At 61.0% G+C, this 11,887-nt stretch carries 3 protein-coding genes; all 3 read right to left on the bottom strand.

Features of this window, described 5'->3' with window-relative positions:
- Positions 1-20 precede the first annotated feature (20 nt).
- Genes BM317_RS23015 through BM317_RS23025 form a run of 3 tightly spaced genes read right to left on the bottom strand, consistent with a single transcriptional unit; the run spans position 21 to position 11,874 of the window.
- Positions 21-2,819, bottom strand: a complete 2,799-nt coding sequence (locus tag BM317_RS23015) for an RHS repeat-associated core domain-containing protein (protein WP_092476402.1) — start codon at positions 2,817-2,819, stop codon at positions 21-23.
- The gene (locus BM317_RS23020; RefSeq protein WP_092476405.1) at positions 2,816-7,303 is read right to left on the bottom strand and encodes a SpvB/TcaC N-terminal domain-containing protein; all 4,488 of its coding nucleotides are present in this window, start codon (positions 7,301-7,303) and stop codon (positions 2,816-2,818) included. The genes BM317_RS23015 and BM317_RS23020 overlap by 4 nt, the downstream gene beginning before the upstream one ends.
- The gene (locus BM317_RS23025; RefSeq protein WP_092476408.1) at positions 7,300-11,874 is read right to left on the bottom strand and encodes a Tc toxin subunit A-related protein; all 4,575 of its coding nucleotides are present in this window, start codon (positions 11,872-11,874) and stop codon (positions 7,300-7,302) included. The genes BM317_RS23020 and BM317_RS23025 overlap by 4 nt, the downstream gene beginning before the upstream one ends.
- Positions 11,875-11,887: the final 13 nt, after the last annotated feature.

An 11,887-nucleotide genomic window follows, 5' to 3' on the forward strand; every position in this document is an offset into this window, starting at 1 on the left:
TTTGAGTTGGCCAGGTGCAATCAGGAACTGAGACCAGGGCGCGGAGCACGATTGATACCCAAGACATGCTCGTTGTATTTCGCATAGTCCATAGCGTGGCGCCCCGTCTGGATACTGACGCTTTCCGGGATAATGCCGCTGCAATTGAAACAGGCAATGAAAGGTTTCGGTTCGTCCACGCCGGTTATCTTGTGGGTGAACAGTTGCGTGTTCGACAGCTTCATTTCAGCTTGACCCGGGTAGAGCGCAACGACCGAGTTGATCAGGCGGACTTCTCCATGAGCCCCTGGCCCCCCGGTGCGTATGGGAATGATGTTGCCGGATTTCTCGATGTGCGTGGCGATGAGGTTCTGGGTGTATGGCTGCAGTTCATGGACGTCCTCGACGGTCCTGCTCAGCGTCGGCTCGCTCTTTAACTCGTCAAGATCCAGTTCGATTTTATGGATCGGATCGTTTTTCGTCGCGCTGTATCGTTCGGCCAGGTCGGCCAGGTAATCGTGGGTATTGCCGATCCTGTAGCTTCCGAAGTTCAGGTAGAAACTTTCGCTTTGGGCGGTACCGTCATAGGCCTTGTCTACGCCGCGGTATTCCTCCGGGCCGGATTTGGGCCCGGTGAGGTTGTAGAACTCGTTGAGGCCCACACCCAAGCCCTCGACTAAGCCATGGGAGTGAACGACCAGCTCCTTGCGTTTGGTTTTGCTGAAACTGGGGCTGGCGTCGGGGTCTGGAGGGCCGTCCTGATGAGTCCCGGCACGTTTTTTAGCCTGTTTCGTCGGTGGCGGCTGCATCATTTTCAGGGAACGGGCGTGGCCATCCTCTTTCATCCATTGGATGAAATCCTCCTTCATCCACCCTTGGCGGTCGACAAACCTGAGGGGGTTGTTTCCCACCATGCCATATAGGTTCAAGCCATCGACCGCCCCTGCCGGGTCGGGACTGATCCAGCGTTGCAGCCACGGCGCGTAGTACCGCTGCCCGTAGTAATACAGGCCACTGGCATCGCGTTCCTTGCCGGAGTAGCGAAGGGTCCGGTAGTCGGCTTCCACGGCCGAGCGGGAGGCCTGCCAAGCGGTTGCGCCGTAGGGCAGGTAGCTTTCCTGGCTGATCAGGCCGCCCTGGTCGTCGAGTTCCAGTGAGCTGGAGCCCAGGTGGTCACCAAGGCCATAGCGAATCTGGTTGGCGGCGATACCGGACGGTCGGCCTTCGGTCCAGTGCAGGTAGCGCACGTTGTAGCGACCGGCTTGCAGGGTGATGACTTCCAGGCGTTCATTATCGCGCGTGCGAATTTCGAGGCCCGGGAGATAACGGACTTCCCGAGTGTGAACCCGTGTTGCGCCCAGGGTTGTCTGGAGCTTGCGTACCCGTTGGCCGCCGCTGTCGTAGCGATAGCGCTCGATGTCATCGGCAGCGTTTTCACGCCGCACCAACACCACGCCGTCGAGCTGGTTGCGCAGGTTCCATGTCAGCGCCTGGCCCGGGGCAAGCGTTTGCTGGTTGCCGTTGGCATCGAAGTCCACTGCCACGTCGGGCGTCGATTGGCCTTTGTTCCAGGCGCGCAGGCGATTGCTCGCGGCGGCCACGTTCAGGGTCCGGGTGTAGTGGTTGCCGTCGCGACGATGGCGCAACTCAATCAGATTGCCGCCGGCGTCGTACTCGTAATGTTCGGTGAAGTTGAACAGCTGACTGGGGTCGATGGGTGTTTTGCCGAGGGCTGGAAGGTCCGGGGGGCTGGTCAATCCGGCGGCCTCGCGGCCCGTCGCACTGATCAATTGGTAAAGGCTGTCGTAGGCGAACGTGCTGGCGGCTTCGACCCGCTGGTTATTGCCGAACTGCACCGGTTGGGCCTTGTCCTCGAGGTGCGTCACGTTGCCCACCGGGTCGTAGGTGTAGCGCAGGTCCTGCAAGGTGCTGGCCGCCCGCGACGTGAGCAGTTTGGTCAGTCTACCGTTGGCCGGATCGTACACGGCGCGACTGACGACCCCGTTGCCGGCCGTCTGGGACTCGATCTGGCCGGACGCGTTATAGACCAGATCGCTCATGATGACTTTTTCGGTCGCCGTGTTGCTTATCTGCAGGCCCACGGACTTGAGCTGACCGGCGACATCGAACGAGTAGCGCTGCTGGTGCTGGGCGGCATCGGTCTGCTGGATGAGTTCGGCGAGGGCGTCGTAGCGCCAGCTCGTGGTGTAGCCGTTCCCCTGTTCCAGCAAGCGATCGCGGTCTATCTCCTGCGCTGGCCAGTCCAGGCGTTCGGCGGTGGCCAGCAGGTGCCGGGTCTGGCTGAGAGGTTTGGCGCAAAGCCCATAGCCGTGGATCAGTAGGGTGCCGGCGCTGTCATCGTGACGGGTCAGCGCACCGCAGCGGTTATGCACCGCGGACTCCGGCGAACTGTCGCCGTAGTGCCGGCATTCGACCCTGCGCGACACGTCGCCTGCCGCTTGCTCATGGACAGCCGTCATGCGCAGTTGCGTGTCGTAGGTGGTTCGCCAATAGGTGCCTCGCTGATCCCAGCAGTGCGATAGCTGCCCGGCATCGCCAGGCAGGTACACGCGCCACCCGGCATCGATACTGTCGAGCAACAGTGTCTTGCCGGACAAACTGAAGACCGTCCGCAGGTTTGCCCCGCCGGTGGCCATGGCAAACAGTCGAGGATCACGCTGCGCCACCGCTCGTCCCGCCGCGTCATAGTCTTGCTGGGCAATGCGCGCCTGGGAGGGGGCCTGGGCGTCGCGGCGGTAGTAAGCGATTTGCCGCACGGGCAGGCCACGGCCGTCGAGAGCGTTGATCGTGGGCGTCTTGTGATGAAGGCGTGGGTTCATGCGCCACCTCCGGCCGTGGTGGCGTGTTCGGACAGGACTTCCTGCAGCGTGTCATTCTCGTCCTCGTCCACGGTGTACCAGGGATGGCGTGTATGCCGGCGCAGATAGGCGAGGCCATTTTGCCTGGCGAGCAACACGTGGCTGGGGCGTCCGAGTGGGTCGTAGAAGTGTTGGTCGAAATGCCCGGACTGGCGCAAGGACGCATCGTTGATGTGGCTGTGCCGGTCGGCGAAATATGGGCGGTAGATACGCACCGCCAGGCCCTTGCTGTTGTATTCCACCCGTTCGCTGACACGCCAGCGCCTGGCTGCGATCTGCTCCTTGGGCTTTTTGTCCGTCAGCGTCAGGTCGCCCTTGGCGTCGACGACGTAAGCCTGGCCCGGTTCGACGAGTTGCTTGCTTTGCAGGGGGCGCCCGAAACCATCGAAGCCACTGACGGCGATGCGGATTTGTCTTCGGGGGTCATCCGGGTAGCGGTCGGCCACCAGCGTGGCGATGTGTATCGGTTCACGGGGCGCGGCTTCGATTTCGTTTTTCAGCTTGAGATCGTCGGCGGAGTAGGTCTGAAGCTCCGCCAGGCGGGCTCGGGCCGATGCGCGGATATGGCCGCTGGGCAGCAGGTCGCCGTTACCCACGCAACGTGCCAGCCAGTCGCTGTCCGCCCGGGCAACCTTCGATACACGCCCCATCCAACTGAAGGGCGCGTAATAGAGGGTCATGGCGGCGTCTTGCAGAGCGTCCCCACTTTGGCTGATGGCGGCCGCGGGGCTGCTGAACGGTGGCCGTTTGAACTGTGCGAGCGGCTTGAAACCCACGGGTGTGTGATGCTCGTCACCATGGAAAGAGGTCGCCGATACTTGGCCGAACGCATCGAACAGGCCTTCTTGTACGTTACCGTTGGGGTCGATGATGCGCAGGGGCTGGAGTGAACGGTAATCGTAGAACGCCTGGGTGGTGCAGCCGTCGGGCAGTTTGAAGGTGGTGACAACACAAGCGTATGGGTCATGGCCTATCTCGTACACGCCTTGGCTTTCGCTCGGTTGTACGCTTCTGGTTTTGTAGAAACCCGCCAATGGCGCGTAGGTGGTGAAAGCGCTTTTGACGGACCAGAGTTTTTTCTCCGGCGAGGTGTCGAGAAGAAAATCGCTCATTCGGTGATAACCCATTCGCTCCAATAGTTTTCCTTTGGGGCGGCTGTCCTGTGGTAGTAATTGGAAGGCGCCCAGGGCGTTTTCATCCAGTTCGGCGCTTTCCAGATGGTCGACCAGGGCCTGAAAATCCGCGACGCCGTCCGGCAGGGTCGCTGCGCTCGACGCGTGTCTGTAGCGCTGCACGGATAAGCTGGTCAGCACGCCTTGGGTTTTCCAGGCGGTTTGTTTCGTGAGTTCGCTGAGCGTTTCGAACGACAGGTCCCGTGGGCTCAACCCCTCGTCTTCAGGGCGCTTGGGCCGTTGCAACGCTTGGGTGCGCTGGCGATAAGGCAGGCCGAGTCGCCATTGCTGGGGCGCCTGCAAGTGGATGAATTCGGCACGGGTTTCGTTCAGGTAGTAGAGCTGCTGCGCCGGGTCATGCGCATCGCGCCACCACTGTTGCGGGTCGGCGTCGCTGAACGGTGGTGTATCGCTGGCGGTTTTTCGTCGGGCGTAGTGGATGTCCACGCTGTGGGTCAGTGCGCCGTACCGGTCGTGTTGCAGGTTCAGGGTGTGCCGGCATTGCGGGTCATCGACAATGCCTTCGTACTGGTAGCGGATGGACTCCAGCAGCAGGGGCAACATTCGGGCCTGCCGGCGAACGCTGTCAGGCGCTTGCAGCAGGCGCAGCCCATAACGGTTTTCCTCCACCGAATACAGACGGGTGGTTTTCAACGGTCTGTCGATGCCGAAGACCTCGCTGCGCAATACCCGGCCACACAGGGCGCGGGACATTTCCAGTTCAGTCGCCGCATCTGGCGAGGCAATGATGCGATCCTGCAACGACTCTGGTGGCCGGTGGCACAGCAAGGTCTTGCCCAGTGGCACGGCTTGCTTGTCTGCGCGGCTGTAGCCATTGCGTGGCAGGTTCACCCTTCGCCCGGTATGAAACCAGGTCTTTTTCAGGCATGTGGCGGTGAAGGCCTGGACGTCTGTGTCGCCGGGGCTCGCTTCAGTGTCGGTTTGCAGCAACAGGCCAAAGCCCCGAAACTCACGTTCGATGCCGTCGTAGTAACCCTGGCGATAGGAGAATGCCTGGGTCAGTCGATTGCCGGTTATTTCATCCACTTGGGTCTGAGCGCAAACCAGGTGCAGGGCCAAGGGCAAGCGACAGGTGAGGGGCTTGCCGTCCGTCATCCGCTGCAGTTTTTCATCCAGCCATTCCTGGGCCGAGCTGCGGTAGTGGATGCGCTGGTCGGCGCCCATGTTGTTGTGGATGCCGGTGAGCAGGTACGGTTTGGCGCTGACGAAGTCGTAGCGCCAATGCCGCGGTGTCATGTGCGGTGCGCTCAGGATCAGGCTGGAACAACCGAGCCCTTGCAGGTCGGCGATGCTGACCTGGCACAGAGGATCGTAGCGCAGGCCTTCCGGCCAGGGCAGGGCGACCGCGGGGCTGAAACCATGGCCGCAGCGGTTCATGAAAATCAGGGCCTGGTCCGCTTGCAGATAGATCAGGTCCACAGCGCCGGAGCCATCCAGGTCCGCCAGGCGGATACGCGCGGCGTCGAAGCTGTCGTAGGCCAGCCCGGGGAAGTCCAGCACCCTGGCGTTGCCGAAACGCCCACGGCCGAGGTTGGGCCAGCACTTCACTTCGTTGTGACGAATGCGCACCAGGTGCTGCTGGCCGCTGCCCAGTACATCGCTGAAGGCCACCAGTTCACCGGCTGAGGCGCTGAATAAGGGCAGGGCGTCTTCGTTTTCCTCGCGAGGGACTTCCACGGGAGGCGAAAAGCCGTGCTTCCGCTGGTTGGCGTACAGGCGAACACTGCGCGGGCCGATCACAGCCAGGTCGCCGAGCCCGGCACCCATCAGGTCGGCCAACTGCCCTTGGGGGCTGAAAAACTCTGGCGCAAGTGCATTGAACGTGGCGAAGCCCGACCAGCTTCGTTCGGCATCGAGGGCGAAAAAGCCGCTCACTTGCGGCTGGGCGACGAGCCAATCCAAACGACCATCACCCGTGAGGTCGCTCAGGGCCTGGTGCACCGGTGTGGCCGTGTCGGTCGCCGGGATGTGGGGCAGCGTTCGCCAGGGCCCGTAGGTCACGTCGTTGCCTTTGGTATTGGCCCGCACGGGCTCGCGGTAATGCCAGCCGTTGTCGGTTCGATGGAGCACCCCCGGCAGGCCTTCGCCGTACAGGTCCACCAGTTGATAGGCATGGCCGTCGTTGAGCCCTGGCATGTCCTGGAAGCGCCGCCAGGCGCGGGGTTCAGGCGCAAGCTGGAAGGCGCTGTAGCTGAATTCGAGAGGCGGTCGGCTTTCGGCCGCTTCACCTTCGCCGAACGCTTGGTCATGGGCGGCGCTCAAGTGTTGGTAACCCAGGGGTGTCTGGCGGTAATCCAATAGCAGGCGCCGCACGAGGATGGGGGCCGTGCCCAACTCCTCGGGGAAACGGTGATACATCAGGACCTGGCGACACAGCCGTTCGGTGCGCAACTCAAAACCGTAGGCGAAACTGGAAAAAGCATCGCTTCGGGCTTGCCACTGCTGCCCCTCATACGAGGGTTTTTCTGTGTAGGCGGTGGTTCGTTCGCCGTAGTCGAACACCAATTCGAAGTGCCATTGCACGTTCGCGAGCCGATCCGCTGTCCACCCGTATAGGTGTGGGTCAGCCTTGAAATTGCCATAGCTGACCTGGCTCAGATAGCGTTGGGCCGTGGTGTCTGTCTTGTATTGGTAGAGGATGTGCTCACCGTGGGCGTTCAGGCTCTCCTCCAGCAGCCATTCGCCGATACGGCTCGTGTCCTGGGGATCGGCGCGCCGTGCTGACGGGTGCTTGCCAAACAGGTGGAGGCTGCCGTCGGCACTGTGTACCAGCCAGAAACCGGCTTTATCGTCTTGCGAGGACCAATGCTCGATTCGGTCGAAGTGGCTTTCGACCCTGGGAAAGTATTGAGTGACGGTATAGCGCGTGCCCAGGTCCAGATCGTTGTAGTGGTCGATGTGGGTGGTGGCGATGACGTCTTGTGGATCACGCTCGGGTAGCCATGCCACCCCGCTGGGGCCGACGATCTCGTCATCCTCGGTGTACGCCGGTACACCCTTGCTGGTGCGTCGCGTCACGCTGGGCAATGACAGCCCCCAGCCGATGCCGAACACCCCGTTGCCGAGCGAGCTGAGATAGCTCAGGGTCAAGGGCGGCGCAAAGCCACGCCCTGGCGAAATGGGCAGGGCAATCTCATAGGAGGCCGTACCGTGGGCGCCGACGGGGCTCGATCCTTTGCCGATGCTTTGAATGGTACCGCCCCCCTTGGGCAGGGACGGTGCAGTGACAGGCAGCGGGGCGTGTTCATTCATTGCACACCTCCACCGACCCTGGCGGTATAGCTCACGTGCACGATGACGTCGGTCAGCGACGCCAACAGGTCTTTTTGGGCCTCGGGGTTCGGGAAGGTCAACTGCCACTTGGAAATCGCACCGGTGTATTCGAACGGCAGGTAGCGATCATCGTTGAAGTTCAGGGTGAACAGACCGTTGTCATCGACACCCGTCGAAAGGGCGATCTGCTGGTTGGCGCGCCAGCTTTCCATGGCCCGGCCTTGATCGTCCGGCGACAGGAACACCGTGCTGGCGGTCTGGGTCAGCGTGGCTCGAATGTTTTCATAAGGCCCGACCACGGTGGGCAAGGTCACGCTGATGGTTTTGATGCGTCGTAGGTAATGTCGCTGGTCCTTGTAGTCGTCTTCGAACAATTGATGGGTCAGCTCGAATTCGCATCCGCCCTGTTTCAGGTCGGCGTGCAATTGCGCCCAGTCCTTGTTGAGAGAGCTGGCAGCGGTTTTGCCCTTGAGTTGTCGCAACGATATTGTCTTGCGGATCTCCAGCTCCCGCTCGTGACGTTGCAGGTACCCGGCGTGCATTTTCAGCAGGTTGAGCTTCAGCAGTTCGCCCGCCCCAAGCCCGCGATAGGTCGCATGCCAGGCGCCAGGTTGAATGAAGCGCGTATCGAAGTCGGCGATCTCATACTGCCAACAGGCTTCGGCCGCCAGGCACAGGCTCAATGTCGCGTCGTAGGCCTGGCGATACAGCGCGGCCAACTGGCTGTTGAGCCATTGATACAGTTGCGCCTTGGTAAAGCGTTTACTGAGGAAGTCGTAGTGGGCCTTGGCTTGGCCCTGGGTCGATTCGGCCAGCCGCAGTTGCAGGCGAGTGGCGGTTTGCTGCTCGGTGAATTGCGCCAGTTGTGCGTCGATCTGGGCCAGTTCCAGTTGTGACTGATCGTACGCCTGGATCCATTCCTGTCTACGTCGATTGAACGATGCCAGGCGGTCGTACTGGTCCGCCGCGGTGCGGCTGATGATAGCGGCGCTATGGGCCGCGGCGGAGGCCGCGAGCATTGGTCCTTCCCACCGGCTGCCACCGTTGCTGAAGCCAAAGACGTTGGGCAGCGTCATCAGTCCGCCTGCCGCGATCTGACAGGTCATTGCCGCGAGCTCTGAAGCTGCGCTGGCTACGTAGAGGGAACCTGCATTTTTCTCGGAGTCACTCAGGTTGTCCTCCAGCAGTTTTTTGTAATGGCTGGCACGGCCCTGGACAATAGCCTTGCTGGCCAGCAGCGCCTGGCGGCTTTGGCGCTCGATATTCAAGGCCTGGCGCTGCAGGTCGACGGAAATTTTCGCCAGGTTCCAGGCTTGCTGTTGTTGCAGCTCTTGCAACTGGGCCTGTTCCTTGCGCTCGATCAGCGACAGCAGCAGGGTGCCGAATTGGCTGAGGCTCTCCACGGCGTTCTGGGCATGGCGGTGCATGACGGTGAAACGATAGTGGGGGATGGTGACGCTCGGCAGGCCTGTCGACGGGCTGTCAGAGAGACTCAGGGCATTGGCGCTAGAGAGGGTGCGCGGGTCCAGTGGCGCCGCGATGATCGGCAAGTGCAGCGGCTTGCCGGCCATGTCGAGGTTATGTCGCAGGTTGTACAGGCGACTTTCAGCCAGGTCCCAGCACCTGAGCAGTTGCGGATTGAACGGCAAATGCAAGTACGGGCTGTCGATCGCCGGCAGGGTCAGCCGCGAGCTGCCTTCGCGAAGGGCCAGTGTGTGATTGTCGGTCAAGCCGGTCACGGCGTATTCGAAGGTGCGCAGACTGTCATCGGCGGTGTCGCTCAGCGCTTTCAAGCTGATGGCAGTCCAGGGATCGGCCGGTTGGACGACCGGGCGTGGCCCCAGCAGGTCCAGCACCCGCACGTACCACAGCTTTGCCTCGCTGAGCCCGTCAGGGGTCATCTCGCGGTACGCGGCATCGCCTCGGTTGATCAGGATGTCGAGGTACAGGAAGTACAGGGCCTTGCGAAAGTGCACGGGATGACTGCGGGCAATCTGATGGGGATCGTGGGGGGCCTGGTGGGAATACGAAGGCATGTCACCGTCGAGCAAAGGGACGCTTCTCCAGCATTCGGTCTTCTTGCGACCCGGGTCGAAGACATAGTTGAGCCAGTGTTCAGCTTCCTCATACCGATGCTCGGCGTTCAAGCGATGGGCGACCAGCCAGGGTAGATAGAGGAACAACTCGGTGAAGTAACGACCATAGGCGCCATGGAAATCCATGACGCTGGTCAAGTCACTGGGCATCGAGGGTTCCTGCAGGTGTTGTGCCGTCCAGTCGAACAGTTCATCCAGACTGTTTTCAGTGCGGCGGATCAGTTCGGCGGCGAATGCGGTGTTCAACCGGATGGGCGGGCGCAATCGGTTTTTGCCGTCACTGTTCTTGATAGCGGACTTGGCGAAGTCGATGAATTGGGTGGTTCCCAGGCCGGATGTCGTGACGTGGGTAATGGTCGGAGGTTGCTGAGGCTTTAAAGGGAGTTTCAGCGTAATAGCCTTGAGGACGGAATAGAGCTTCGTTGCCGGTTCGAGGGGATGGACGAACGCTACCCCGAGAAGAAGGGTGGTGCCGTCGTGACCGGGATCGTTACCGGGCCACTCGAAATCGAAGGACTGCGCCAGGTGCTCCGCGGGTATGGACTCGGCCACGACGGTCAGGTCGTCGTAGGTCAGGGGCCGGTCCGCTAAGGTGGGTGGTTGCCGGAAGACGACATATTGCTTGTTCAGCGGTTCATCGCGGAGAACGGCGAGGGGCCCCACGTCAAAAGGTTTGGCGTGCGCCGCTTGCAGGGTAATGGTTTCCGATGCGGTGGTGGAGGAGCTTGTATTCTCACGCCGGCTCGCCTCGAGCATTCGCCTTACGGCATCCGTGGAAATGAATTTACCTTCAAGGTTGGTCTCGCGGGATAGCGTGACGGTGGGCGAGCGTTCACTGTCTCTCAGTGCGTCAAGCGTGTGCCTGAAGGACAGCGTGAAGCTTCGGTCGAGAGGGACCGGGGGGTTGATGAGATAAAATCTCGAACCTCCATTGAGCCTCATGTAGGGGGTTTGCGGCAGGCTTTGAGCAGGGAATACCAAAGTGAAATGAAGGTGAGGTACAGCGGTGGAGGTGTTATGCACCCTCAACTGCATTGTGTTACGCGGCAGGTGACTTATGAATCCTACGCCGGTAATGCCGATGTTTGCCGTCATGTGCAGTGTGAGCCTGGATCCGTGCCTGGTGTAGCGCAGCTTGATCCGATCGCGATAGGCGCTTTCGAAATCCGACATGCCAGAGGCCATGTCGCTGGGCGGGGCGGCTTCTGCGAGTTCGAGGTCTGTGGAGGTTTTGGCTTGGATGCGTTGGACGGCAGCGTCCAAGAATGCTTTCTCGGTGGCAGAGTCCGCTGAGCGAACCGGTTCAAGGCTGAGGTGCTTGTCGATGCAAGTCGTTCTGCTGAAGACGAGGTTGTTGTCGCTGGTGACGCCCGACGCAGGCCGGGATTCATAACCATACAGGGCCAGAAACAGGACGTCTTGCGAACCATTGCTGTGCTGTACCGCAACGGTGCGTATCAATGCCTTGATCGCGTTCACGTCCTTGCTGCCAAGCACCTCATCCTCGCAATAGCCTTGCAACGCCACCCGCGGAGTGCTCCAGTTGCCGTCCTGTTTCTTGAAGCAATAGCTCAAGCGCAAGAGTGGGTGAATCTTGCCCGATGGTGTGGTGTTGGCCTGCGAAGGGGCGTTGCTTGAAGCGGAGGGATCCTGGTGGATGCATTCGGCCCAGGTCACGAACAGCCGATTGTTGAACCAGACCGGCCGAATCGAGTGCTCGGCCGCATTTTCCGGAATGGGTACATCGGCTTTTTCCCAGTCCGACCAGGCGAACGGATCCGGCTGGTCCCGCTTGGGCGCGATGGCCGGTGGTGGCGGTGGCGTGCTGTCGAGTGGTCGCTGGGCCATGTTCAACGAGCGCCAGAAGTAGCTGTTTTCGGAGCGGGATTTGGCGATGAAGTAATAGGTACTGTTGGCAAAGTCCGAGCCGTCGATGTAGCCGTTGAGAATGTTCAGGTTGGCGACTTCTTCGAAGCGGGTCAGGTAGGCCATGACCGCCGTTTGAACGGCATCGGGTTGAATCTGGTTCTGGCTGAGCTCGTTTTCCAGTTGACGGAAATTCTCGCTTTTATCAGCCCTCAGGGCGGGGTCGAGATAAGTCGCGGGGAAGTACAGCAATTTTTGATGGGCGGCCCAGGTGGGGTACTGGTGCATCTCATCGCGCCATGTTTTCTGACGCTCGGCGCCGATACTGGCCGGGTCGTAACCGGGCTCCAGGTTCATCAGGATGCGGTTGATGTACTGCTGCAGGCTGGCAATGGCGCAGGCCACGGGCGTGGTGGGCACGTCCTGGCTTACCAGTACGTCGAGCAGCCAGTATTCGTAGAGGTCCCGGGCTGTCTTGAACTGGCGTGTTTTCGTCGTGGCCTGGTCGGGCGCGACCTTGTTCAGGTAAAGCGCCAGCAGGGCATCGCGCAGGCTTTCATCGAGCTGCTTTTTCAGGGCAACGGTCATATTCGATCCTTGA

Source organism: Pseudomonas sp. NFACC24-1 (assembly GCF_900115235.1).
In the GTDB taxonomy this organism is placed as follows: domain Bacteria; phylum Pseudomonadota; class Gammaproteobacteria; order Pseudomonadales; family Pseudomonadaceae; genus Aquipseudomonas; species Aquipseudomonas fluorescens_AA.

Coding starts and splice junctions, on each gene's coding strand:
- BM317_RS23020 (WP_092476405.1), bottom strand. CDS start 7,303: ATGAATGAACACGCCCCGCTGCCTGTCACTGCACCGTCCCTGCCCAAG.
- BM317_RS23015 (WP_092476402.1), bottom strand. CDS start 2,819: ATGAACCCACGCCTTCATCACAAGACGCCCACGATCAACGCTCTCGAC.
- BM317_RS23025 (WP_092476408.1), bottom strand. CDS start 11,874: ATGACCGTTGCCCTGAAAAAGCAGCTCGATGAAAGCCTGCGCGATGCC.